We start from the raw sequence: 23,466 nt of genomic DNA on the forward strand, positions 1-23,466 counted from the left end.
GGCGAAACGCCCCTTTTTATAATCTTAAGCTTCTATAAATTGATCAACACCATTCTCACAGCGTTTAAGCTTGTTTTTAATGGTGTTCTCTAAAATCTCGTCATTTTGTCCGAGTGACGCACGAGAGTTTTCTACGTGGTACAAGTGGTAGCCTACACCTGCGAATTTTAGGTAAAGACGTGACTTACCCGCATTCAACATGCGATGAACAAACTCGCTGTCTTCGCGTCCCCATCCAACAAAATCTTGGTTGAAGCCATTCACCTCGATGACATCTTGTCGCCAAAACGCCATGTTGCAACCGCGAGTGGCTTTATCGTTATTGCGCTCGTAAGAGAACCATTTCGATAGCAAAGCGTTGGTGATGCAGTTTTTACGATTGCGAATGCCTTTGCTGAAGATAGAAGGCACTAAGCCGTTTTCCATGATGGCCTTGCTGCAGTTTTCATCCGTTAACACACGTCCACCCTGCACAAACCAATTTGGCTTTGCGACTTGTTTATGTGATTCAATAAACGTTTGAGACAACACCATATCGCCATCAATCATGATGAGGTAGTCACCTGATGCTTTTGCGATAGCACGGTTGCGGCTCATTGAAAGTTGAAAGCCATTATCTTCGTGCCAGCTATGAATAAGTGGTACGGGAAAGCCGTCACGCAGTTGGTCGATCATTGCTTTGGTATCGTCTCGAGAACCGTCATCTGCAACGATGACTTCATCAGGCAAAACGGTTTGACGTTTCACGCTTTCTAACACCGCTTTTAATGCTTCTTTCCAGTTGTAAGTGGTGATAATTAAAGTCGTTTTCATGATTTTTTTGCCTGTTCACGTAAGTAGAGATCGATATATTTTACAAAAGTAGAGTGCATGCTTAGCCAAGCTAGAATGAAACCATGTTTGCCATCAAGGAAGCCTCGTTTGAGCACATACATCTTCAAAAAGCTAGCAAGAGCGTGAACGATAGCGGTCGTTAAACCCGCTTTCTTTTTACCTTCACGTTCATCCGTCCAGGACTTGAGGTAGCCAGTGGTTTTATTGATGTAATGATGAAGGTGCTCGTAAGTGTAGTGATGCAGTCGACCATCCAGTTTTTCAGTTTGATAGTTTTTCTCATCAACTTTTTCATGAACGAGCGAATCATTATATTGCGTATATTCGGTGCGATATAAGCGCACAATCCAGTCTGGAGACCAACCAGAATTGTAGATGAACTTACCAAACGCTGAGCTTAGTCGATTAAGTTTGTATAAAACGTTCGGCTTATTGGCTGATACCGCGTGTAAGATACTTTCTTTTAGCTCTGGAGTGACTTGTTCGTCCGCATCAAGCCATAAAACGTAGTCTGCCGTAACGTATTGCTGCGCAAGTTGGCGTTGTTTACCGAAACCTGGCCAATCTAGGTTGGTGTAAAACTTATCTGTGTATTGTCGGGCGATTTCTTCGGTGCGATCGGTGCTGCCCGAGTCTAGAAGGACAATCTCATCGACCCAATCTTTTACTGTGTCTAGACAAGCTTGTAAGTGCTTCTCTTCATTTTTTACAATTAAGGCAACGGCTAAGGTTGGTTTGGACAAGGTCATTTCCTTCTTAACAAATCAAGACAGTAAGTTTACTGGTATTGAGGATACAAATCTTCTAAGACTTGATCGAACATGCTCATTACTTGAGTGCTGGTAATGCGGTTCATTGCCGTTTCATCTTTAGCGCGAGTTCGCCAGCTTAACTCGTGACTGTTTTTACCTGTTTCCGCAAAGATCGTTTCTTCATACACTGAGACAACGTATTTTAGATAACGGTAAGGTCCTACTCGCAGCGGATTATGGTGTGCATAGAGCCCGATGATTGGCGTTTTCATGGCATTCGCCATGTGTGCTGGTCCGGTATCGGGGGCGATGACCATTTCAACCTTATCTATTAACGCAAGCATTTGCAGAATTGAACTTTGTCCAACTAAATTTAGACACGGTTCTTCCAAGCGAGATTGAATGGCTTCAGCCAAATCCAGTTCAACTTGAGCTGGGCTACCTGCCAGCATCACGTTCCAGCCTTTAGCTCTGGCGTGATGAATCACCTCCACATAACCTTCCGCGTTCCAGTTTTTATAAGCTTTGCTCGCACCAGGCACAATCAGCAGGTTAGGTTTATTACGAGAAATATGAGACTCTGCCCAAGCTTGGTCGTGATCTGAATAAGAAAGTACCCAGTCCAGTTCTGCCTTTGGTACTCCAATTTGATGGGCAAAGGCCATTAAGCCATCTGCGACATGCAGAGATTGCGGGGAAGGCACTTTGACATTGGTAAATAGCGTCTGAAAATCTTGGCTTCTATCAGAAGAGAAACCAAGTTTGTATTTTGCTTTAATGCCCAACGTTGCGACACTCGCTCGAATCGCGTACTGCATATGCAATAGCGCATCAAACTCTCTGCCTTTCAGCTGTCGCCAAAGCGATTTGTAGCCATCGAGTCCCGCTTTTTTATCAAAAACAATCACTTCTACGCCATCAATGGCGGCTAATAACTGGGCTTCAAGTTTACCCGTTATCCAAGTAATCTGAGTCGAAGGCCAGTGTTTCTGAACAGCTTGAACGGTGGCGATGGTATTGCAAACGTCTCCAATAGCGGACAAACGCAAGATGCATAATGACGATGGGGCAGAAGTGAACATAATTATTGTCTGATTCGATGAATAGAGGCAGGTAAATTATGCAGACATCCCCAATAAATGTAAAATACACGGCTCGAATATAGCTAAGTACTGATAAGTGTTCTGCAATGTCAAAGATAACACCGCATCAATCGCAAGAATCTGGCAAACCGGGTAATACCGGGCTAAAGCGCATCGTTAACGCGACGGGTTATTCGATCCAAGGATTAAAAGCGGCTTTTAAGCATGAAGCCGCCATTCGACAAGAGTTGGCTCTGTTGAGTATCGCTGTGATTTTGGCTTGGTTAGTGGATGTCGGCATGGTTGAGCGTATCTTAATGATCGGGGTCGTGGTGTTAGTCTTGATTGTAGAGCTTGTGAATTCAGCTATTGAGGCTGTGGTTGATCGTATCGGTATTGAGCGGCATGAACTCAGTGGTCGAGCTAAAGACATAGGCTCTGCTGCCGTTATGGTTGCATTGGCGTTCGCCGGATTTACTTGGTTGTATATATTAGCCAGCCGATATTTCGGCTAGAGGGTAAGCGCGTGACTCAACAGTATCAAAACAACAACCAAATGATCTGGTTTGATGACGAGATCGTTACAGACCCTAGCCAACCGATATTTGATGCGGAATACTGGCAGTCCTTAGACAAGGTGGTTGGCAGTGCGACGGGGCGAGGCACGACTTGGTTTATCCAACTAGAGAACATGCAAGCAGCACTGCGCCATTACCGTCGTGGCGGTTTGTTTGGGAAGTTGGTTAACGATCATTATTGGTTCTCTGGCTGGGATAACACCCGTTGTGCGCAAGAGTTTCAGCTTTTATTGGCGCTAATCGAGGCTGGAGTGCACGTTCCTCGTCCAATTGCAGCAAGAGCCGTAAAGTCAGGGTTCTTCTATCAAGCTGATTTACTAAGTGAGCGAATCCCAAACGCCAGAGATCTGGTTAGTATCTTGCAAGAACAGTCTTTATCGGCAGAAATGTATCAGAAAATAGGGCAAGAAATTGCCAAGATGCATCAGGTTGGCGTTAACCATACCGACTTGAATATCCATAATATCTTGATCGACGACAAAGATAAGGTATGGATTATCGATTTTGATAAGTGTCGTTTTGAAACTTCTGGTGACTGGAAAGATCAAAATCTAAGTAGACTCCTGCGTTCATTTAATAAAGAGCGTTTAAAGCGACAGATTATTTGGCAAGAATCCGATTTTGAGCATTTGCAGGACGGTTATGCTTCTCAATCTTAATTGAGTTTTTTATTATTTTGCATTAATTGCTCTAAGTAAGCCCTCTTGAGTCTAACGATGCTCGAGTGAGTCTATAAACTACAATAATCATAAAGTATTCATGTGTATCTGATGGCACACAAATTAACGTAGGTAACATTTGTAATGAAAATATTAGTAACCGGTGGAGCAGGCTTCATTGGGTCAGCTGTTGTCCGACATATCATTCGTGACACCCAAGATACCGTTATCAATTTAGATAAACTGACCTACGCAGGGAATCTAGAGTCACTGGTTGATGTCTCAGATAGTGAACGTTACTACTTCGAGCAAGTGGATATCTGTGACCGAGCTGAACTAGACCGCGTTTTTTCAGAGCATCAACCCGATAGGGTGATGCATTTGGCCGCCGAATCTCATGTCGATCGTTCTATTGATGGTCCTGCTGCTTTTATTGAGACCAACGTGATGGGCACTTACCATCTGCTCGAAGCGGCCCGTCAATATTGGTCGAGCCTAGATGAAGCGCGCCAATCGGCATTCCGTTTTCATCATATTTCTACGGACGAAGTGTACGGCGATTTAGAGGGGACGGATGATTTGTTCACCGAAACCACTTCATACGCGCCGAGTAGCCCATATTCCGCATCTAAAGCGTCGAGCGATCATCTGGTTCGCGCTTGGCAACGTACTTATGGTTTACCGACACTTGTCACCAATTGCTCAAACAACTATGGCCCGTACCACTTCCCAGAGAAGTTGATCCCTCTGATGATTTTAAATGCCCTCGACGGCAAGCCGCTGCCTGTGTATGGCGATGGTATGCAAATCCGAGATTGGCTGTTCGTGGAAGATCATGCTCGCGCGCTGTACAAAGTGGTCAACGAAGGTGAAGTCGGTGAAACCTACAACATTGGTGGCCATAACGAAAAAGCAAACATCGAAGTGGTGAAAACCATTTGTGCTTTGCTTGAAGAGTTGCGTCCAGAAAAACCGGCCGGGGTCGAGTCTTATGAATCTTTGATCACTTATGTCAAAGATCGCCCTGGTCATGATGTGCGCTACGCAATTGATGCCACCAAGATCGCTCAAGAGCTTGGCTGGACGCCAGAAGAAACGTTTGAAAGCGGTATTCGCAAAACCGTGGAATGGTACCTCAATAATCAGCAATGGTGGCAACGCGTGCTTGATGGTTCATACAGTTTAGAGCGATTAGGAGCGGGCGAATAATGAAAGGCATTATTTTAGCAGGTGGCTCGGGCACTCGCCTTTACCCTATAACACGCGGTGTCTCTAAGCAGTTACTGCCGGTTTATGACAAACCAATGATTTATTACCCGTTGTCGGTACTCATGCTTGCGGGTATTCGTGAAATCTTGATCATCACCACGCCAGAAGACCAGGAGGGTTTCCAGCGCCTATTAGGTGATGGTTCAGAGTTTGGCATTGAGTTGCAATACGCGATTCAGCCAAGCCCAGACGGCTTAGCCCAAGCCTTCATCATTGGCGAAGAATTCATTGGCGATGACTCAGTATGTTTAGTGCTGGGTGACAACATCTTTTATGGGCAGGGGTTCACTCCTATTCTTCAGCAAGCTGCGATGAAGAGCCGTGGTGCGACGGTATTCGGTTATCAGGTTAAAGATCCTGAGCGATTTGGCGTTGTAGAATTTGATGCCAATATGCAGGCGATTTCAATTGAAGAAAAACCAGTAAAGCCTAAATCCAATTATGCTGTCACTGGGCTGTATTTTTATGATAACCGAGTCGTCGAATTGGCAAAAAAAGTTAAACCTTCAGCTCGTGGTGAGTTAGAGATTTCGACGCTAAACCAGATGTACCTTGAGCAAGGTGACCTGAATGTTCAATTACTAGGGCGAGGTTTTGCTTGGTTAGATACTGGAACACATGAAAGCCTGCATGAAGCCTCTTCGTTTGTTCAAACCATTGAGAATGTTCAAGGCCTGAAAGTTGCCTGTTTAGAAGAGATTGCGTGGCGCAATGGGTGGTTAACAAGGGACCAGCTACTATCTATTGCAAAACCGATGCAAAAAAATGATTACGGACGTTACCTTTCCGAGTTAATCACCGAACAAAAATAGCACTACTCGTTAGTTGCAATGAGATATTAAATGATGAGCAATGAAATTGTTCCTGTAACAAAACCATATCTACCGTCAAAAGATAAGTATAAACAATATGTTGATCGTGTGTACGAGAGCGGTTGGTTGACCAATAGTGGTCCTCTCGTTAAGGATTTAGAATCTCGACTAGCTGAGTATCTTGGTGTTAAGCATGTTATATTGGTTGCAAATGGCTCATTAGCACTTCAGGTTGCTTATAAGGCATTAAATCTTACAGGAGAGGTGATCACAACACCTTTCTCTTTTGCTGCGACTACAAGCACGCTTAGTTGGGAAAACTTAACACCCGTTTTTTGTGATATTGAAAGTGATACCTTTAATATAAATCCTGATTTAATTGAAGATCTTATTACAGAAAAAACGTCTGCAATAGTACCGGTGCACGTGTTTGGTAATCCATGTAAAGTCAATGAGATTCAAGCTATAGCAAACAAGCACGGTTTAAAAGTTATCTATGATGCCGCTCATGCTTTTGGTGTGGATCTAAATAAAGAAAGTGTATTAACGCACGGTGATATAAGTACATTAAGTTTCCATGCTACAAAGTTATTCCACACGATAGAGGGTGGAGCTGTGATTACGCAATGTGATGAGCTAGCAGCTAAAGTACGCACTATGATTAACTTTGGAATAACGGGACCGGATTCAATAGAAGGTGTTGGAACCAATGCCAAGATGAATGAGTTTGAAGGCGCTATGGGTCACTGCGTTCTAGATGATATAGAAAGTATCATGACTAAGCGAAGAGGCTTATGGCAAAGTTATCAAACTCACCTTTCTGATGTTTTCCAAATGCAACATTGGTTGGATAGCTCAAAACCTAATGGTGCGTATGTACCAATTGTGTTTGATTCGGAGCCGTCATTACTTAGAGCTAAGGCTAATTTGGAAGCGAATAATATCTTTCCAAGAAGGTACTTTTATCCAAGTTTAGATCTTGTTGATAGTTATGGTCATGAAGGAGCTCCATGTGAAGTTAGTCGCTCGACTAGTAAAAGGATCTTATGCTTGCCTATATATTTTGATTTGTGTGAATCAATGGTAAACAAGATAAAACAAATACTTAAAAAATCATGATTGGTTGCAAAAAGAGAATATAAGATGAGAAACAGCATCCTGAAATATCTACAAGCATCGTCGATGAAACACCCAGAAAATATTTGTGTTTCGGATTCGAGCCACTCTTTGACTTATGCAGAAAGTACAGCAAAGTCATATGCTATCTCATTGCAACTAAGACAGCTGGGAAGTTTAAACAAGCCGATTGTTGTGTTTGCGAAAAAATCTGTAAATGCACTCTCCATGATCTTTTCTGCGACAATGGCTGGAGGGATTTACTGTCCCGTAGACATTAACTCACCTAAAGAACGACTATTAAAGATCTTATCTAACCTTCAAGATTGTCTTGTTCTTTATGATGAAACGTCACGAAATTTATTAAATTCATTAGAATTAGATAATCCAATTTCAACTATTAATATCGATGAAATACCGGCATCTAAGCTACCTATGCAAGAGATTTGGGTTGATATCGAAAAGTTTAATCAAACCGTTATTGATAAAGATCCATGCTATATAATTTTTACTTCAGGCTCTACTGGCACACCAAAAGGTGTCACTATTTGCCACTCTAGTATTATTGATTATATTGACTGGGCTAATTCTGCCTATAAAGTGAGCAATGTTGATATTATTGGTAGTCAAGCACCACTATTCTTTGATAACTCGACTTTAGACATCTATTTGGCGTTGTCTAATGCGGCAGAATTGCATGTTATCCCTGAAAGCGTGTTTATTTTTCCTCAGAAAACACTTGAATACTTAAAAGAAAAAGCAATAACAACGATCTTCTGGGTTCCTTCATTGCTTGTAAATATTGCGAATCTTAAGTTACTTGATCAGTTTCAATTGCCATGCTTGAAGAATGTATTTTTTGCTGGGGAAGTTATGCCAGCGAAGACGATTAAGTACTGGTTAGATAAGCATCCTAATGCTCATTACTCTAACTTGTACGGACCAACAGAAATTACCGTTGATTGCACCTACTATGATGTGCCGTCAGACTGGGACGGGGATAGCTTACCTATAGGGATACCTTGCCATAACTCAGGCATTTTAATCCTAGATGAAAACGACCAGCGTAATGATGAAGGTGAATTGTGCGTTCGAGGCTCTAGCTTAGCGCTTGGTTATTGGGCTAACTCAGAAAAAACAGAAGAGGTATTTTGTCAAAACCCTCTTCAAGATAAATACATTGATATGATCTATCGTACCGGAGACTTGGTTAGACTTGTTGATGGTTTAATTTATTATATTGGTAGAAAAGACTTCCAGATTAAGCACAATGGCTATCGTATAGAACTTGGTGAAATTGAGTCTCAGATCATGGAGCTAGATGCTGTCGAACAGTGTGTTGTTGGTTATTTATCAGAAGATAAAGTGCTTTATTCTTTTGTTCAATGCAGTAGTTCAATGAGTGAAGTTGAGCTTAAAGTTGCACTGACGAAACGTTTACCAAAGTACATGATTCCAAGCAAGATTGGCTTTGTACAAGAAATGCTTTTTACGCCAAATGGTAAGTTAAATAGAAAAGCTTTTTCAGAGAAAGCGCTACAAGAATTTGTAAAGGTTAAATAGTAGTATGTGTGAAAAAATTATAGCAATCCTAACCACAATGAAACCAGAACATGAGTTTGCTAAAGATACTGAACTTTTTGAGTCAGGTCTGTTGGACTCTTTTGATTTGTTAGTCCTAGTAAGTGAGATCGAAGCTCAGCTAGCTATTTCAATCCCTGGTGAAGGTTTGGTTCCTGAGAATTTTGTTTCGCCGCATGTTATTGGTGAGTATCTTAAAAAGATTCAAGGTTAACTTATGAAAAGTGACATTGGCAATATCTCGCTGAAAGGGATAATCGCAGCCGTCCCAAAGCATATTTCTTACTTTGATGATGAGATAAAAAACTACTCACACACAGAGCAGAGCTCTAAAAAGCTGAAGAAGCTAATGGGATACAATCAACATCATGTTGTTTCAAAAGAAACGGCGCTCACTGATATGATTTTTCCTTTGTTTGAGGACCTGTCAACCACTCTTGGGTGCGACTATCAGGATGTGGATGGAATTTTGGTGGTAACTCAAACCCCTGATTACCCTATTCCATCAACGGCTTCGATAGTACATGGTGCTTTTGACTTTAAAACCGATTGTTATTGCATGGACATCAACGATGGTTGCAACGGTTATATTCGAGGTTTGTTTGAAGCTTCGAGCTTAATTCGTAATAGTGATGCGCAAAAAGTTTTGCTAATTGCTGGTGATGTTTTAAGCCGTAAGGTTTCTTTAAAAGATCGTAATTCATACCCTCTTATTGGGGATGCAGTTACTATCTCTTTAATAGAAAAAAGAGCGGAAAATGTGAAGGCTCCTCTTGAGATCAAACATGATGGTAAAGGAGCGAAAGCTCTAATGATCCCATCAGGTGGTATGGTACACCCTTGTACGTCTGATACTGCCACTCTTGCCGAGGACGAAGAAGGGAATTGGCGTTGCTCTGAACACTTGGTCATGCAAGGTAGAGACGTTTTTACGTTTACTCAAACAACGGTAATAAATTTTATTAAAGAGTTTATTGAAACGAACACAAAACCAGAAGAGATTGACTACTTTTTCTTTCATCAAGCAAATAAGTTTATCTTGGATCGTTTCCGTTCAGCACTGAAGGTAACGGAAGAGCAGTTACCTTCAGAGGTAGTGACTATTTATGGTAACTCTTCGTCCGCAACTGTTCCAATGTCGATTTTATCATCTTGGATGAAGAATTCGGGCTTTGAGGGTAAAAAAGCACTATTATCAGGCTTTGGTGTAGGTCTGAGTTGGGGGGCGACCTTGGTTGATCTCAATGAACTTACACTATGTAAACTAATTAAGTTGGATGTATAAATGACTGTTTTTTTGGAAGAACTAGCTGAGATCCTTGAGTTGGAAGTAGAAGAGCTAACTCCTGATTTTGAATATCAAGAAACGGGAGAGTGGGACTCTTTAGCCCAATTGTCTCTTATCACTTTATTCGCAGATGAATATCAAGTAGAAATTGGGCACGGTGATTTAATCGAACGAAAAACTGTGGGTCAATTGCTCGAGCTACTTCCTCAGTAATTTCGATGAAAAGAAAAGTTCTTATCACAGGAGCGACTTCAGACATTGGCTTGAGTATTGCTCACAAACATGTTCAAGAGGGAAACTTTGTGATCCTTCTTGGACGTAATAAAGAGAGCCTTAAAATCGCAGAGGAATCTTTAGGAAAAGATTCCTCTGCCGCTTATGTTTGGGATTTGAAGTCTCCTTCATCATTAAAACCGCTGTTGAAAAAGATCGTTACTGAGCAAGGTAAAGTTACAGATCTTATCTGTGCTGCGGGCTACCATAAAATCTTGCCGTTGAAGTTAGTATCGGATGAAGAGCTTCTTTTGACTATGCAAACGAATGTGAATAGTCACTTGCTCCTTTGCCAGCTTTTTTCGAATGCTTTGTATTCAGATAAGTCTCAGGATAGAAGTATTACACTGATTTCTAGCATTGCCCATTTCGTTGGTGAGCCAGGATTAGTTGCTTATTCTGCAGCAAAAGGTGCATTGATTTCTGCAAGTAAATCAATGGCTAGAGAATTAGCTCCGCGTAAAATCAGAGTAAATACCGTTTCGCCTGGGTGGGTTGAGACCAAGCACACAAAAGATGTAGCGGTTGATTTGGGCGAAGCAGCGCTTGAAAAGTTACATAACCTATATCCTTTAGGTTTAGGCAAACCTGAAGATGTTGCAGAGGCCTGTTATTTTTTGAGTAGCAGAGCGTCTCGCTGGGTGACTGGTTTAGATCTTGTGATTGATGGAGGGCGCAGTGTCTAAATTAAAGTTTGAAACCGTAATCGTGATCGGTTTTGGTAAGATAGCTCAAGACGTAGCTTCCAAGCTTCTTCAATATGATGTGACGCTGAAATTGTTACAGACAGAGATGCAACCTTTTTCTACTCTTGAGTCATTTGCGCAAAAACACGACGTCGCATATCAATTTAAGCATACGAAAGAAGAAATCGAGTCTTCGTTACTCAGGTGGCTATCTGGTAATACATTAATCATCAGTGCGAATAATAACTACCTTTTTAAAGGGAAGTTACTGACTTTAAAGAATGTAACTATTATCAATTTTCATAATGCACTTTTACCAAATTTACGAGGAAGAAACGCACCTAGTTGGGCTATTTTTCATCAATTAGAAAAAACAGGTGTCACTTGGCATTATGTTGATGAAGGTGTAGATACTGGTGAGGCTATTGCTTTTTCGGACGTGTTAGTTGATAAGCATGACAAAGCATATCAGGTCGCTCATAAATGTATGCATGCCGGACTGGAAGCCTTTTCAAACGTAATTGATGAATTGTTGCAAACAGGAAGTACTCCTTGCTTGGCTAAACAGCCATTGAGGTATGACTATCTGTACCTGTCCAAAGATATTCCCGGAAATGGCTGGCTAGATATAAAACAATCAACGCTTGAGAACTATCGCATATTGAGAGCATTAGATTATGGACTATTTAAAGTTTTTCCTAAGGCTCTAATTGATAATGATGGTGATAGATACTCTGTACGTGCTTATCAGTTTATTGATGAACCAAGCGATAAATCTGTAAATAGTAGCGAAAGTAGCATCGTGATAAATGATGAGTTTGGCTTGTTAAAAATACACGTTGAAAAAATCGAGATTGAACAGGGATAAATAATGTCTAATCCAATTATTATATTTGGAGCTAGTGGTCTAGCTGCGGAAGTGTACAGCTGGATACAAGATGTAAATGATATTCGTGAACGTTTCTTGTGCTTTTGTGTGACTGACGAATATTTTGTATCAGGAACAACATTTTATGGTCACGAAGTAAAATCAATCTCCATGCTAGATGATCTTGAACAGTTTGATTTTATTTTGGCATTTGGAGGGGAAGGTTATGCTCGCGCTAGTATTGCCGAAATGCTAAAAGATAAAGGCGGTAATGCTATCTCGTTTATTCACCCTAGTGTTGTGTTAAGCCCATTCTCTTTAATAGGTGAAGGTGTAATTATTAACCCAAACTGCAGCATCTCTCCTGGTGCAGTTATTGGTGACTTTTCGCTTATCAACTGTAATTGTGCTATTGGACATGATGTCAAAATTGGTTGCTATACCTCTTTACTAGGAAGCAATACTATCAATGGTTATGTAGAAGTTGGTGAGCGAGTATTGATTGGCTCCGGAGCAACTATCCACCCTAAAGTTAAAGTAGCAGATGATGCGACAGTTGGCATGGGGTCTGTCGTATTTACCAAAGTGAGGTCAAATACCACTGTTCTAGGTAATCCTGCTAAAAAGATATAACTCTTCTTAATTAAATAAAGTAGAAGACAGAGGAATAAAATGTCCACCAAAGTCTCGGTTATTTGTACTTGCTATAATCACGAAAAATATATTGAGCAGACACTTTTATCTATACTTAATCAGACAGTAGACTTTGAATACGAGTTGCTTATACATGATGATTGCTCTCCTGACAATAGTCGAAAAATTATCGATAGAGTTTTTAATGAGTATTCTGGGAAATGCCAAATAAAGAGAATTTATCCAGAGGAAAATATATATTCTAAAGGATCATCAGCTGTACTTTTTAACATGTTGCCTCATGTTGATGGGGAGTTCATAGCTTTTTGTGAAGGTGATGACTATTGGGTTGATGACAACAAGCTTCAAAAACAGCTTGAAGCTTTGGCAAGCCATAAGGATATTAATGCTTGTTTTCATCCTTCTTTGACTTTGCTAAAAGACCAGTTGGTTGACAAGAAATACGGATACCAAGGCGATTTAGAAAAGAAAATATCTTATCAGTATGTCATTAAGAAGGGCGGAGACACTATGCCTATGGCATCGATGTTTATTAGAAAAGAGCCGTTTTTTGACCTAATTTATCAACATGAAGACTTTTTCAAGCTTTATGGCGAGCACTCTGTGTTGCAGATTATCAATAGTATCGAGCAAGGCGCCTGGTACCTCCCTGAAAAAATGTCGGTTTATCGTAGCATGCATGAGGGCTCTTGGAGTCTCCAGCAAGCAAAAGACCCAATGGCAGAAGACCGAGAGTTTGAACAATATAAAATCCGTATTCTTGGTTTGAACAAGATCTATCACTATAAGTATTGGACATGCTTTTTAGGTATATATCTGAAAAAATCGAAAAAACACTACCTAAAGAAAATAAAGCGTTGGTTTAAAACTAAAGCTTAAAATAAAGCCGAGTTAATACTCGGCTTTTTTAGATAGAAGAGGTGGCTGTGGCGGTACGTTGTAAGGAGCCTGAGTTTGCTAAAATAAAATGAACAAGCTCTGACGTGATGCGCTCATGAGCTGCGACGTCTTTAATTAGAGCCATGATAGCTCTTGCCAGTTCATCCTCATTTTTCACAATTTTGATGAGGTTGTTCTGCTTCATTTTATGTACGATTTCTTTGAAGTTAAAGAAGCTTGGACCATTGATAATAGGGACGCCCAAAGCAGCAGGCTCTAATACATTGTGTCCACCAACCTTATCTCCAACCAAGCTGCCGCCCATAAAGCAGATGTCCGCAGCACCCATCAAAGTTAGCATCTCACCCATTGTATCGCCGAGATATACTTGAGTATTTGTCCCTACTGCATGCATTGAAGTGCGGCGAACAGTGCTAAAGCCTTGCTGTTGGCAAAGCGTGAATACATCATCAAATCGTTCTGGATGGCGAGGAACCAAAACGAGTAAAGCATTTGGATGAGATTTTAAAACTTGTCTATGTGCATCTAATACCTGTTCGTCCTCGCCTTTGTGGGTGCTAGCTGCAATCCAAATCGGACGATCGTTTCCAAGCTGAGTACGAAGCTGCTGTCCTTGCTGTTTCACTTGCTCTGATATTTGAATATCGAACTTAATAGAGCCAGTTACGGATAGTTTCTTTTTCTCGACGCCTAGTCGTTCGAAGCGCTCTGCATCTGAAGCTGTTTGGCAGAGTACTTGAGTTAGGCATGGATGAAGTTGGTTAAAAAGCCGCTGTATTTTGGCGTAGTTCTTACACGATTTTTCAGATAGGCGCGCATTCACGACAGTTATAGGGATACCCGCTTTGTGAACATTGTGAAGCGTGTTTGGCCACAGCTCAGTCTCAATGATCAACATCTGTTTTGGTTGCACTGCTTTAAGAAAACCTTTGATAGCGAACCCAAAGTCAATTGGCATATAGCGGTGTTCAACTAAATCACCCAACTTAGCAATCTGTTCAGCTCCGGTACTTGTTGTTGTAGTAACTAGAATAGATTGTTCGGGGTTTTGTTCCTTAAGGGCTTTGATTAAAGGTGTTGCTGCTATGCTTTCACCAACAGATACGGCATGTATCCAAATAGGTTTGTCGTTGCTTTTTAGCTTGGGAGTTATGCCAAAGTGCTCTCTCCAGCGAGAGCCGAACTTAGGCTTATTTGGTTTGCTCTTGTACAAACCAAATAAAAGCAGCGGTGACGCTAGAGCGAGTAGTAAGGTATAAACAATACGAACTAACATGAGCTTATCGTAATGGCGTCAAGTTTTTGGATACTATCTAGCACTTGCTTAGGCGAAAGTTCTGTCAAGCACTTAAGGTGTTTGTATTGACATTCACGCTGAAAACAAGGGCGACAATCAATATCGGTATGAACAATCTCCACTTTTTCTGCGAGTGGGGGGGTGTACTTCGGTGAAGTTGAGCCATACACGGCAACAACATTACAACCAACCGCAGCAGCCACATGCATTAAGCCTGAGTCATTCGCGACAACAGTCTTGCATGCAGCAAGTAGATCGACCGCTTCAATTAAGCTGGTTTGGCCTGCTAGAACATGAATGTTCTCATGGAATTGCGTCGGGACAAGTGCGCGGATATTGTTACAAGTCTCTAAGTCTTTTTGAGAACCAAACAACCAGATTTGATGCCCAGATCGAGCCATTTGCGTCGCAACTTCAGCGTAGTGTGTTTCGGGCCATTTTTTGGCAGGACCAAACTCTGCTCCTGGGCACAGTCCAATGATTGGTTGGTCTTGCGTTAAGTTGAACTTTTTGAGCGTGGCTTGTTGCTCTGCCGCGTTGATTGCAAGGCGTGGGCGAGGTAAGATTTCAAGCCCGCCAAGAGAATTAGAGTCCACCATTTCTGCTTTTGGATAAGCTAACGCTACATAGCGCTCTACCATGTACTGAAAAGACTTCATGTTAGGGCGTAAGTCATTTAATAAACCATAGCGCATTTCTCCCTTCCAGCCAGTACGAAGAGGAATGTTGGCAAACCATGGGATCAGTGCTGATTTCGCTGACTTAGGCAAGATATAGGCGTGGTCATATTGCTTTTCACGTAATGATTTACCAATTTCCCTGCGGCCTAATAAGTTAAACTCACCATGACCGATAGGCATTTCAATCGCTTGGTGGATTTCTGGCATACGCTCAAGAATCGGTTTACACCATCCTGGAGCGATAACGTCAATTTGGCTATCTGGATGACGTTGCTTTAATACGATATATAACGATTGCGACATTACCATATCGCCGACCCACGCAGGGCCAATGACTAAAATCTTCATGCTTTGTTTTTCCAGTATAGGAATTTCAAAATTGACTCATAAGTTCTAAAAAGTTCAGCGTATATTTTATTCGCAAGAGTCATTTTGGATTTATCTTTTCTTTTACCACCAATCGTCGAAGCAATCTCAGCTCTAGTAAAAAGATCTGGAGACACGCTGTAAACTTGAACACCATGTTTCCATGGTTTTTCCATGTAGTCATCGACTGGTTCAATAAACTCTTGAGCATGCATAACAAACTTTGAGGCTGCTTTAGGTGTGACGATATAAGCGGTGGTACCACAAGTTCCAGCAGAGTAGCCCCCTAGCATATGATTATCATCAATAGGTACGATTGGGGTGAATACACGCTTCTGAGTGGCAGACAACTTGATGTAGTCATAATTAGCAGTCAATGGAAGGGTATGTTCGAGTACTTGCTTTAGCCCCTCTACGGGGTCGACGTTGTCTTCTAAGATGACGATCGGTTCATCAAGCTCAATACAGCGAACCCACAACTCGTAATGGCTTGCAAAACAGGCGACTTCACTAGTTTTTAATTGATACCCTTTGCGGCGTAGAGTAATGGTTGGACGACATTTTTCTGAATGAAGAAAACTGTTAACAGAGCCATCTACGGCATCAAAAAATTCAAACGTAATGCCTTGTTGTTTTAACTTTTCTTCAATACGTTCTCGGCGATCCAGCGATCGAGCCAAGCTTACGACAAATACTTTCACTGCACTTTCCAGTCGCTGTTATATCTTGGTTTAAACAAATTGTAATAGTTATTGCCGTCTTCTTGAGAGTGCAGCAACTGCAGTACCCACATATATTGTTCGGGTTTATCACCGACAAAATATTCAATGGCTTCATTACAGGTACGAGCATCTTGCTCTTCGCCTTTATCCAGCTCAAACGCTGGTAAAATCTCAATATCAAACGTACCATCTTCAGTGTTCATCGACGCAAATAGAGGCAGTACTTTTGAGCGTGATAGTTTCGCTATTTTGCCTAAACCAGGTAGCGTTGCTTTACGTGTAGCAAAGAAATCTACGAACACACTATGCTCTGGGCCGTGATCTTGATCGGGTAGATAATACCCCACATAGCCATCTCGAATGGATTTTAGAAAAGGCTTAATGCCACCTGAGCGTTCATAAACACGGCCACCGTATTGGACTCTTTGCTTGTGCATCAGCCAGTCAGCAACATCATTCTTTTGTTTCTTCGCCATTGCAGAAACTGGCATTCCCATTGAAGCGAGCAAGATAGCAGGCACATCAATTGCCCAAGAGTGGGGAACCATTAAAATCACATTTTCGTTGTTATCAATGTGCTGTCGTAAAATGTCTAGGCCGCGAATTTGGCAACGGTTCTGAAGCCACTTTGGTGAGCGTAAACTTAGTAACCCGAAGCGAAAAAAGAACATGGCCGCTGTGTAGAGTGTTTTTTCTATCAAAGCTTCACGTTCTTGGAACGACTTTTCCGGAAAACACAGCTCAAAGTTAACCCTCGCTCGGTGAGCTGGCCCCTTGTGGGATTTCGACAGTTTTTTGGCTATGGTTTTCGCCAACCACTTTTGTAAACTTAGTGGCATTAATGATAAAGGTAAAAATAAGATAACACCTAACCACGTGCCCCAGTACTTAGGCGACAGAAAGTGGCGCTTAAACTCAGGGTTATATGCTTTAGGGTCGAAGTCATCACGTTTTATGGTCATGGCGTGTCTAGTTACCTATTCGTGTACGGGCGAAGTGGTTTAAATGAGAAAAAAGATAGTTAGGAATGATACAGGCTATTACACTTGAGTAAAGGTGGCAGATTATGGTTCTGCCACCTTGTGGGGCTTAACGGTTTTGGATAGTCAAGTATTCGGCAACGCCTTCTGCAACTGTCTTGAATTCAACATCACAGCCTGCGGTGCGCAGTTTGGTCAGATCCGCTTGTGTGAATTCTTGGTAAGCGCCTTTTAGGTGCTCAGGGAATGGGATGGTTTCAATTTGGCCTTGGCCATGATGTTTGATAACTGCTTTTGCTACCTCTTCAAAAGATTCAGCACGGCCAGTACCACAGTTAAAAATGCCTGATACGCCGTTTTCTAAGAACCACAGGTTTACTTTACAGACATCACCAACGTAAACGAAGTCGCGTTTGAATGATTCGCTGCCCGCGAACAATTTAGGATTTTCACCTGCGTTAAGTTGGTTGTTTAGGTGGAACGCAACTGATGCCATGCTACCTTTGTGGCCTTCACGTGGGCCATATACGTTGAAGTAGCGGAAGCCGGTGATTTGAGAAAGGGTCTCACCATGTTCTTCAGCGTCTTGCCATAGGCGACGAACGTAGTTATCAAACTGCTGTTTCGAGTAACCGTATACATTCAGTGCTCCTTCGTATTCGCGTTCTTCAACGAAAGTATCTGTATCGCCGTAAGTGGCTGCTGAAGAAGCGTATAGGAATGGAATCTCGCGATCTAAACAGTAATGAAGCAGCTCTTTAGAGTACTCGTAGTTGTTTAGCATCATGTACTTACCATCCCACTCAGTCGTTGCAGAGCAAGCACCTTCGTGGAAAATTGCCTCAATCGGACCAAAATCATCGCCCGCCATAATTTGGGTCAGAAAGTCGTCACGATCCATGTAATCTGTGATGTCCAGATCAACTAAGTTCTTAAATTTTTTTCCATTTTTTAGGTTGTCGACAACCAGGATATCGTTAATACCAGCTTCGTTTAGTGCTTTAACAATGTTGCTGCCGATCATGCCAGCGCCACCAGTTACGATGATCATAGAACTTCCACCATAGATTAAAATTTTCTCAGGAATTCTAGCAAGAAACGAAAAGTAGCGCTATTGGAAGCAGGAAGATAGGTTTTAGTCTTCTATGACTCAGTATCTAGATATGAAAAAGGGAGCCGCAGCTCCCTTGATTACTTTATTATTCCACATCCGAACGGTTAGGTCTTTGGTACCAAGGATTTCGTTCGTCGGTTAACTCAATTAAGCTGTATTTGCGGCCGAGCTTCTGCCCTCCGTCACGAGTAAGAGGCTGCCAACTAAAGTTCGCACGATTGTTACTTGGCTTAACGGTCATGATGTCAAACGGAATCGACAAGTAGAAACCTTTAGTAAAGCTACCTTCACCAAATTCGTCCGCAGACAAGTCTGTAAATGAGGCAAAGGCGCCAGCAATTACGCCACTCTTGAACTGCTTAGAAACATTGATTTGTGTACCAACATCGCCAGCTAGGAACTGACCAACATCGACTTGGATCATCAAATCTTGCAGGAATTCCCATTGAGGGTAGTAGTAACCAGATACAAAACCAGTGAATCCTTTATCAATAACTTGGAACGGACGTCCATATTCTGGCACGTTTTGCCATTTCTCATCGTAAACACTGAAGTAACTTTGTGGATCACGTTGAGAAATTACGTTGACGTCAGCGCCAATCGCCCAGTTAGCTCCTTGTGGTCGGTAAAGAAACTCGGTACCGACTCCAGCAAACATGCTCTCCAGATAACCCGCGTAGAATTGCTGATCCATGGTATTGGAATACTCTTGGAACCAAGTCAATTGTAGGTTTGACATGGTTACAGCATGTTCATTTTGGTAAGCTCGGAACATGGTGCGAACACGAGGAACTGTAGTGCCATCAGGTGGAGTTACATAGATAAACTTATCGTAGTTGTTATACCAATCCCAGTACAGTGAGCCACCGATCTCTAGGTTGTCAGCTAACCAATAAGAAGCACTGCCACTCAAGCCAATACTAAACAAATAAAAGTCTTCTGCGCTTCCCAGTGTTTGAACTAACTTTGGTGCAAAGCCCCAATCAAAGCGCTCAAATCCATCATAGACAGGCTCTCCTGTTGGCTTAGTAGTAGCTATGGAGGTGGTATCTTCTATTTTCGGGTTGATATAATTGACTTGAGCAAAGTCGCGATATTTCTCTTTAGAAATAATAGTTTGCTCACTGATTAAGCCTCGGTTACGTTCATTGATCGCATAGATATCAATACCGTCAGGCATTTCATTATGGAGTACAGCTGCGGCTTTTTCGTGTGCTTCGTTACGGTCACGATATTTCTTCTGCTCACCAACGACAGTTACAGTATTATCATCGACATAAATGCGCGTGTTTTGGTAACCAGCAATTTTATCTAAATCTTCTGTTACACGTTCCCAGTCAACATCAGATAGTTCTTCAGGCTGGTTATCTTTCATTTCAGGGGTTGGTGTGTCTCGCCAGAATGATGGCATATCATTGAAATTAGTGTTTAGCGTTAAGCCCGCGACCAACGTGTCTCCACGTTCATAGCTTAAACGAAAATCGGCCATTCCTAGGCGGTAGAGCACTCCAAAGTTCCACGGTGTGTGCGGGGACATGTCTACACCAGCCATTACAGCTGGAAAGTCTTCGCTATAGTCGTTGCTATCATATTCTAATTTCAAACGAAGAGGGGAATGTAGAGTTTGATATTCTATCCCACCGAACAAAGCTGCTGAGCCTTTAAAAGCACGATCTAGGTTCGTGGTGCCTCCACTGGCAAGTGTGTCTGAAGGGCGTTCGCAGAAACTCTCAGAAAGCTTACATGTTGGATTAGATATGTTATTTCTAGTTCCTAAATACCCCCAACCTATCCCCAGTGTAAAATCGAATGTTCCAATATTGCTATTGGACCAACGTTTTGTTGCTGCGATGAATTCACCATCAAATAGTCCTGTTCCAGCAAAGTCTCGGACACCGAGAGAGACCTCAGGAATATACTGAGACTCTTTTAGCAATCGAACTTTGAAGTCTATACCTTTATCGGTGTACTCATTATCAACATTAGGAAAAGTTGGATCGTAGGGTATTGATGCTACTCTCGTATAACGAATAGTCGTCTCCAACCAAGGCATAACTTGTAATGTTGCATTATAAAAAAGGTATTCATCACTTCCGGTGACAGAAAAGTTGAACTCACCTTCTGGTGCCATACGTCCTGTTGGCATCTGCATTAAACCAACACCACCAAAATTAGATTGGGAAGGTTGTAAAGAGGGAGCTTCAAACGGCATGTCTTGAGCCCAAACCAATGCTGGACCCATTAAAGAAAGGGTTAAGCTTTTTCTAATTGGCATCATTGCGGTCTCTTTGTGGAGTTTGGTATCAGTTGAGTGAGTAGGCGGACAATATCTTGATCCATTTCGGAGTGTTCAAAATCACCAAACGGGACATATACCAATGTCAGAGGTGGTAAGTAATATTGTGTTGTCAACCAAGCTCCATGATGCGGCTTAACTACGTGTCCATCTGGGTAAATCAACACTGGCGCCTTTGATAATGTATCAATGTTACTTTCCAAGTTCTCTATTTGTCTTTGTAAAGGGATGCCTGCCTGATCCTTAACGGAATACACATTATTTAGGTTTCCTACGTAATACACTTTCTCTTCGCGTAGAGGAGTCGCTAGAGCGTAGGTACCGTGCAAAAGAGGATTATCGAATTTATTTAGTCGAATTTTATCAACATCAATTGCAGACAGTGCTCGTGGCGCAAAGCTTTGCTTCTTAATGAATTTATAGAATGGATGTGCAACCAAATTGTGCTGGATCATTTGATTGAGTACCGAGTTCTTTAAAGCGGTAGACGTTTTCTCAGCACGATCCGATTTATCAAACAAAGTCGTACCAAGAGGGTATTGTAGTGAGACGTTGTGTTCTGAAGCGAGTGCTAGCACACTTTCTAAACGAGCAGGTCCTTGGAATTGTAGCTGTTTACCCACCTGAAGCAACTCAACATTTAATGACTGTGTTGTAGAGGTTTCTGTTTGAGCTAAACTATATGAGCTCAAAAGTGGCATGACCAAACATAATAATGTGATTAGTTGCTTGCTCATGATTTGCTATACCCCTTTAAAATGGTCAACTCAACCGGGATCATGTTAGGTCCTAAATATTGTAAGGTTTTAACAACCTGACCTAGTTCATCAACCCAATAAATATTTTCGATACCGTGGGAAAGACTACTAAACTCAACAGTTTCTTTATATACATTGGTCGTAGCGCTAGACATTGGTGTCGTCAACGTTTCTTGACCTGAGTAAGAACGAGTCACTCTTGCTGGAAAGCCATAACGATATTGTGTTGCCCAGTCGTATGAGAGTGCGTAGTTAACAGAGGCTGAATCAGAGGAAAAATCTGGCACATCACCATAAACACCCGCTAAGTCCCCATTCTGTAGACCTATCGTTTTGACGATATGCCCATTCTCCGTAACGATCATAGCTTTGTCAGCACTTACCCATTTCAGTTGTATTTTTCCATTGAGAGGATTTTGCTCAGCAAAAGCTAAAACAACAAAGACCTGTTTTTGATTCCCCAGTCTCAAATAGGCACTGGCATAAGGAACTGCGTTTATTTCGTCTGAGGACATCTCTACATCGATGTAGTTACCGTATGCTTCTTGGACGGTTGCTGAAACATCATTGAACTTTTGTGTACAACCCTGAATTATGAAGAATAACGGAAGAGTGAGAAGTGGGCGTATCCATTTAGACGCTTTGAAGATATTCATTGTTCCCTCTTGCAAATAAAATCGCCCTGATTATTTCAGGGCGATCAGCTGGACTATACTAGAGCTAAATTATTTAGCTACTGAGCCAGAGCCAGAATTAGAGTTTGTTGCTGTAGACGAGTCACTATCTGACGCTGCAACTGCCACTACAGTTACAGCTGCTGCTGCACCTACTGCTACGGCTGTTGTACCTGTTGCAGATGCAGAAGCTGCGCCTGCTGAACCTGCTTCTTCTGCTGCAAATGCAGTTGATGCGCTTAGAGCCATAAGAATAGCTAGAGCTGTATTCTTCATTATTAATCCTTGTATATCCGGTATAAAAACATCGATGTTTGGTAGCATAAAAAATGCTCCAATCTATATTCTAGATAAAAAAACGTTAGCATGTAAATAGTTTCTTATTTTGCCAGGCTTCCGATCTCATTCCTAACACCAACGTGACATAGCGCGGTTATCTTATTCCCTTACTTGCTGATAAACCATCAAGCGTGCATAATTTGGCGGCCTGTTCCTTCAGTATGGCTTAAGTGTTTGGAGGGAGCTGGGCGCTTGAATATAAAGAAAGCGATACAGTGGCTAACGCTCAACGCCGCCGGGCGGTAGCGTGCCAAAAATCAATAATTAATGAGTCTTCGAGGCGTACGTTGAAGTCCGTAGCACTCATTATTACCAGTACTAGGAACTTTTACGTGATAAGAAAACAGCATTGTTTAGGAATACTTAGTGTACTGGGCTTAAGCCTGAGTTCTTTTTCAGCATCTGCCGATTTTTACGCTGGTGCACTAGTGAGTTACTCAAATGCCGAATTGAAAAGCTCGCCTTCTGAGTCCGTGAAAGAGGGAAGCCCCTTTCTTCTTAGTGCGCAAGCAGGGTACTTCTTTAACGATTATATTGGTTTAGAAGGACGCTATGGAACGTCAGTTCAGCGTGATAGTGGGCTTGCCGTTGATAGTGCAATGAGTGGCTTTTTTAAGCTAAATATGCCTGTTTCAGAGCGAGTTGCACTTTACGGTTTAGCAGGGTACTCGAGCGTTCAACTTGACTTACAAAATGTAGGCTCCGACAAAGAGCAAGGATTCAGTTTTGGGTTAGGTATGCATTACGCTTTGAACAAACAAAGCGCAGTTGTGTTTGAGTTCGTTGATAACGTTTCAGAAAACCAAGTTCGCCTTAACTCGATTACACTGGGTTTCCAGCACAGATTCTAATTTAAATACCTAGAACTCAAACTTGAGCGCTAGGGCC

General features: G+C 41.9%; 26 protein-coding genes. 14 read left to right on the forward strand and 12 right to left on the reverse strand.

Translation table 11 applies throughout. The features are described 5' to 3' along the window. Nucleotides 1–24: 24 nt before the first annotated feature. From R7Q41_RS09510 to R7Q41_RS09520, 3 genes are read right to left on the reverse strand one after another with little or no spacing between them, the layout of a single operon-like run. Nucleotides 25–813 carry a glycosyltransferase family 2 protein gene (locus tag R7Q41_RS09510; RefSeq protein ID WP_222132987.1) on the reverse strand — a complete coding sequence of 263 codons (789 nt, stop codon included), beginning with the start codon at nucleotides 811–813 and terminating at the stop codon, nucleotides 25–27. Continuing rightward, on the reverse strand, nucleotides 810–1,577 hold the full coding sequence (locus R7Q41_RS09515; RefSeq protein WP_222132986.1) for a glycosyltransferase family 2 protein: 768 nt from the start codon (nucleotides 1,575–1,577) through the stop codon (nucleotides 810–812). Before R7Q41_RS09515 ends, R7Q41_RS09510 begins: the two co-directional genes overlap by 4 nt. A gap of 35 nt (nucleotides 1,578–1,612) precedes the next feature. After that, nucleotides 1,613–2,668, reverse strand: coding sequence for a glycosyltransferase family 9 protein (locus tag R7Q41_RS09520; protein ID WP_222132985.1), 1,056 nt, complete (start codon nucleotides 2,666–2,668; stop codon nucleotides 1,613–1,615). 107 nt (nucleotides 2,669–2,775) lie between these two features. Here R7Q41_RS09520 and R7Q41_RS09525 point away from each other — a divergent pair, with 107 nt between their 5' ends. The 13 genes from R7Q41_RS09525 to R7Q41_RS09585 all read left to right on the forward strand — a co-directional run bounded on the left by R7Q41_RS09525 (nucleotide 2,776) and on the right by R7Q41_RS09585 (nucleotide 13,331). Beyond that, on the forward strand, nucleotides 2,776–3,183 hold the full coding sequence (locus tag R7Q41_RS09525) for a diacylglycerol kinase (RefSeq protein ID WP_222132984.1): 408 nt from the start codon (nucleotides 2,776–2,778) through the stop codon (nucleotides 3,181–3,183). Nucleotides 3,184–3,194: 11 nt separating this feature from the next. After that, on the forward strand, nucleotides 3,195–3,905 hold the full coding sequence (locus R7Q41_RS09530; RefSeq protein ID WP_222132983.1) for a 3-deoxy-D-manno-octulosonic acid kinase: 711 nt from the start codon (nucleotides 3,195–3,197) through the stop codon (nucleotides 3,903–3,905). A 144-nt stretch (nucleotides 3,906–4,049) separates the two neighbouring features. Continuing rightward, entirely contained in the window at nucleotides 4,050–5,114 is a 1,065-nt protein-coding gene (rfbB, locus tag R7Q41_RS09535) for a dTDP-glucose 4,6-dehydratase (RefSeq protein ID WP_222132982.1), read from the forward strand. Beyond that, on the forward strand, nucleotides 5,114–5,986 hold the full coding sequence (gene rfbA / locus R7Q41_RS09540; protein ID WP_150916123.1) for a glucose-1-phosphate thymidylyltransferase RfbA: 873 nt from the start codon (nucleotides 5,114–5,116) through the stop codon (nucleotides 5,984–5,986). Before rfbB ends, rfbA begins: the two co-directional genes overlap by 1 nt. Nucleotides 5,987–6,016: 30 nt before the next feature. Then, nucleotides 6,017–7,105 carry a DegT/DnrJ/EryC1/StrS family aminotransferase gene (locus tag R7Q41_RS09545; RefSeq protein WP_222132981.1) on the forward strand — a complete coding sequence of 363 codons (1,089 nt, stop codon included), beginning with the start codon at nucleotides 6,017–6,019 and terminating at the stop codon, nucleotides 7,103–7,105. 24 nt (nucleotides 7,106–7,129) lie between these two features. After that, nucleotides 7,130–8,665, forward strand: a complete 1,536-nt coding sequence (locus R7Q41_RS09550) for an amino acid adenylation domain-containing protein (RefSeq protein WP_124007353.1) — start codon at nucleotides 7,130–7,132, stop codon at nucleotides 8,663–8,665. 37 nt (nucleotides 8,666–8,702) lie between these two features. Next, nucleotides 8,703–8,897, forward strand: coding sequence for a phosphopantetheine-binding protein (locus R7Q41_RS09555; RefSeq protein WP_185090657.1), 195 nt, complete (start codon nucleotides 8,703–8,705; stop codon nucleotides 8,895–8,897). Nucleotides 8,898–8,900: 3 nt separating this feature from the next. Beyond that, complete coding sequence (locus tag R7Q41_RS09560; RefSeq protein WP_222132980.1) at nucleotides 8,901–9,968, forward strand: ketoacyl-ACP synthase III; 1,068 nt, start codon at nucleotides 8,901–8,903, stop codon at nucleotides 9,966–9,968. Continuing rightward, complete coding sequence (locus R7Q41_RS09565) at nucleotides 9,969–10,184, forward strand: phosphopantetheine-binding protein (protein WP_124007356.1); 216 nt, start codon at nucleotides 9,969–9,971, stop codon at nucleotides 10,182–10,184. 5 nt (nucleotides 10,185–10,189) lie between these two features. Next, complete coding sequence (locus R7Q41_RS09570) at nucleotides 10,190–10,930, forward strand: SDR family NAD(P)-dependent oxidoreductase (RefSeq protein ID WP_124007357.1); 741 nt, start codon at nucleotides 10,190–10,192, stop codon at nucleotides 10,928–10,930. Continuing rightward, nucleotides 10,923–11,798 carry a formyltransferase family protein gene (locus R7Q41_RS09575; RefSeq protein WP_222132979.1) on the forward strand — a complete coding sequence of 292 codons (876 nt, stop codon included), beginning with the start codon at nucleotides 10,923–10,925 and terminating at the stop codon, nucleotides 11,796–11,798. Before R7Q41_RS09570 ends, R7Q41_RS09575 begins: the two co-directional genes overlap by 8 nt. A 3-nt stretch (nucleotides 11,799–11,801) precedes the next feature. Next, on the forward strand, nucleotides 11,802–12,431 hold the full coding sequence (locus tag R7Q41_RS09580) for a NeuD/PglB/VioB family sugar acetyltransferase (RefSeq protein ID WP_222132978.1): 630 nt from the start codon (nucleotides 11,802–11,804) through the stop codon (nucleotides 12,429–12,431). 39 nt (nucleotides 12,432–12,470) lie between these two features. Then, nucleotides 12,471–13,331: a glycosyltransferase family 2 protein gene (locus R7Q41_RS09585; protein WP_222132977.1), complete on the forward strand. Its 861-nt coding sequence runs from the start codon at nucleotides 12,471–12,473 to the stop codon at nucleotides 13,329–13,331. Nucleotides 13,332–13,359: 28 nt separating this feature from the next. Here the strand turns inward: R7Q41_RS09585 and waaA are convergent, their stop codons facing one another. The 9 genes from waaA to R7Q41_RS09630 form a co-directional block, all read right to left on the reverse strand. Next, on the reverse strand, nucleotides 13,360–14,628 hold the full coding sequence (gene waaA / locus R7Q41_RS09590) for a lipid IV(A) 3-deoxy-D-manno-octulosonic acid transferase (protein WP_222132976.1): 1,269 nt from the start codon (nucleotides 14,626–14,628) through the stop codon (nucleotides 13,360–13,362). Continuing rightward, a complete protein-coding gene (gene waaF / locus R7Q41_RS09595) occupies nucleotides 14,622–15,677 on the reverse strand; it encodes a lipopolysaccharide heptosyltransferase II (protein ID WP_222132975.1) in 1,056 nt (351 codons plus the stop codon). The genes waaA and waaF overlap by 7 nt, the downstream gene beginning before the upstream one ends. After that, nucleotides 15,674–16,396 carry a glycosyltransferase family 25 protein gene (locus R7Q41_RS09600; RefSeq protein WP_222132974.1) on the reverse strand — a complete coding sequence of 241 codons (723 nt, stop codon included), beginning with the start codon at nucleotides 16,394–16,396 and terminating at the stop codon, nucleotides 15,674–15,676. Before R7Q41_RS09600 ends, waaF begins: the two co-directional genes overlap by 4 nt. Further along, nucleotides 16,393–17,379, reverse strand: coding sequence for a lauroyl-Kdo(2)-lipid IV(A) myristoyltransferase (gene lpxM / locus R7Q41_RS09605; protein WP_065646553.1), 987 nt, complete (start codon nucleotides 17,377–17,379; stop codon nucleotides 16,393–16,395). Before lpxM ends, R7Q41_RS09600 begins: the two co-directional genes overlap by 4 nt. A gap of 127 nt (nucleotides 17,380–17,506) precedes the next feature. Then, complete coding sequence (gene rfaD, locus R7Q41_RS09610; protein WP_222132973.1) at nucleotides 17,507–18,448, reverse strand: ADP-glyceromanno-heptose 6-epimerase; 942 nt, start codon at nucleotides 18,446–18,448, stop codon at nucleotides 17,507–17,509. A gap of 148 nt (nucleotides 18,449–18,596) precedes the next feature. After that, the gene (locus R7Q41_RS09615; RefSeq protein ID WP_222132972.1) at nucleotides 18,597–20,789 is read right to left on the reverse strand and encodes a YjbH domain-containing protein; all 2,193 of its coding nucleotides are present in this window, start codon (nucleotides 20,787–20,789) and stop codon (nucleotides 18,597–18,599) included. Beyond that, nucleotides 20,786–21,544 (reverse strand): capsule biosynthesis GfcC family protein, encoded by a 759-nt coding sequence (locus R7Q41_RS09620; protein WP_025503635.1) that lies wholly within the window; start codon nucleotides 21,542–21,544, stop codon nucleotides 20,786–20,788. Before R7Q41_RS09620 ends, R7Q41_RS09615 begins: the two co-directional genes overlap by 4 nt. Continuing rightward, nucleotides 21,541–22,221, reverse strand: a complete 681-nt coding sequence (locus R7Q41_RS09625; protein WP_025503634.1) for a YjbF family lipoprotein — start codon at nucleotides 22,219–22,221, stop codon at nucleotides 21,541–21,543. The genes R7Q41_RS09620 and R7Q41_RS09625 overlap by 4 nt, the downstream gene beginning before the upstream one ends. Nucleotides 22,222–22,290: 69 nt before the next feature. Beyond that, entirely contained in the window at nucleotides 22,291–22,515 is a 225-nt protein-coding gene (locus tag R7Q41_RS09630) for a hypothetical protein (RefSeq protein WP_025503633.1), read from the reverse strand. 395 nt (nucleotides 22,516–22,910) lie between these two features. Here R7Q41_RS09630 and R7Q41_RS09635 point away from each other — a divergent pair, with 395 nt between their 5' ends. Next, on the forward strand, nucleotides 22,911–23,429 hold the full coding sequence (locus tag R7Q41_RS09635; protein WP_025503632.1) for a porin family protein: 519 nt from the start codon (nucleotides 22,911–22,913) through the stop codon (nucleotides 23,427–23,429). Nucleotides 23,430–23,466 lie beyond the last annotated feature (37 nt).

Source organism: Vibrio sp. 2096 (assembly GCF_033339595.1).
GTDB classification, from domain to species: domain Bacteria; phylum Pseudomonadota; class Gammaproteobacteria; order Enterobacterales; family Vibrionaceae; genus Vibrio; species Vibrio alginolyticus.

Bases quoted from the DNA above. Each gene is read 5' to 3' on its own strand.
- R7Q41_RS09510 (WP_222132987.1), bottom strand. From the start codon at position 813: ATGAAAACGACTTTAATTATCACCACTTACAACTGGAAAGAAGCATTA.
- R7Q41_RS09520 (WP_222132985.1), bottom strand. From the start codon at position 2,668: ATGTTCACTTCTGCCCCATCGTCATTATGCATCTTGCGTTTGTCCGCT.
- R7Q41_RS09525 (WP_222132984.1), top strand. From the start codon at position 2,776: ATGTCAAAGATAACACCGCATCAATCGCAAGAATCTGGCAAACCGGGT.
- rfbB (WP_222132982.1), top strand. From the start codon at position 4,050: ATGAAAATATTAGTAACCGGTGGAGCAGGCTTCATTGGGTCAGCTGTT.
- rfbA (WP_150916123.1), top strand. From the start codon at position 5,114: ATGAAAGGCATTATTTTAGCAGGTGGCTCGGGCACTCGCCTTTACCCT.
- R7Q41_RS09545 (WP_222132981.1), top strand. From the start codon at position 6,017: ATGATGAGCAATGAAATTGTTCCTGTAACAAAACCATATCTACCGTCA.
- R7Q41_RS09550 (WP_124007353.1), top strand. From the start codon at position 7,130: ATGAGAAACAGCATCCTGAAATATCTACAAGCATCGTCGATGAAACAC.
- R7Q41_RS09555 (WP_185090657.1), top strand. From the start codon at position 8,703: ATGAAACCAGAACATGAGTTTGCTAAAGATACTGAACTTTTTGAGTCA.
- R7Q41_RS09560 (WP_222132980.1), top strand. From the start codon at position 8,901: ATGAAAAGTGACATTGGCAATATCTCGCTGAAAGGGATAATCGCAGCC.
- R7Q41_RS09565 (WP_124007356.1), top strand. From the start codon at position 9,969: ATGACTGTTTTTTTGGAAGAACTAGCTGAGATCCTTGAGTTGGAAGTA.
- R7Q41_RS09570 (WP_124007357.1), top strand. From the start codon at position 10,190: ATGAAAAGAAAAGTTCTTATCACAGGAGCGACTTCAGACATTGGCTTG.
- R7Q41_RS09580 (WP_222132978.1), top strand. From the start codon at position 11,802: ATGTCTAATCCAATTATTATATTTGGAGCTAGTGGTCTAGCTGCGGAA.
- R7Q41_RS09585 (WP_222132977.1), top strand. From the start codon at position 12,471: ATGTCCACCAAAGTCTCGGTTATTTGTACTTGCTATAATCACGAAAAA.
- waaA (WP_222132976.1), bottom strand. From the start codon at position 14,628: ATGTTAGTTCGTATTGTTTATACCTTACTACTCGCTCTAGCGTCACCG.
- waaF (WP_222132975.1), bottom strand. From the start codon at position 15,677: ATGAAGATTTTAGTCATTGGCCCTGCGTGGGTCGGCGATATGGTAATG.
- lpxM (WP_065646553.1), bottom strand. From the start codon at position 17,379: ATGACCATAAAACGTGATGACTTCGACCCTAAAGCATATAACCCTGAG.
- rfaD (WP_222132973.1), bottom strand. From the start codon at position 18,448: ATGATCATCGTAACTGGTGGCGCTGGCATGATCGGCAGCAACATTGTT.
- R7Q41_RS09615 (WP_222132972.1), bottom strand. From the start codon at position 20,789: ATGATGCCAATTAGAAAAAGCTTAACCCTTTCTTTAATGGGTCCAGCA.
- R7Q41_RS09620 (WP_025503635.1), bottom strand. From the start codon at position 21,544: ATGAGCAAGCAACTAATCACATTATTATGTTTGGTCATGCCACTTTTG.
- R7Q41_RS09625 (WP_025503634.1), bottom strand. From the start codon at position 22,221: ATGAATATCTTCAAAGCGTCTAAATGGATACGCCCACTTCTCACTCTT.
- R7Q41_RS09630 (WP_025503633.1), bottom strand. From the start codon at position 22,515: ATGAAGAATACAGCTCTAGCTATTCTTATGGCTCTAAGCGCATCAACT.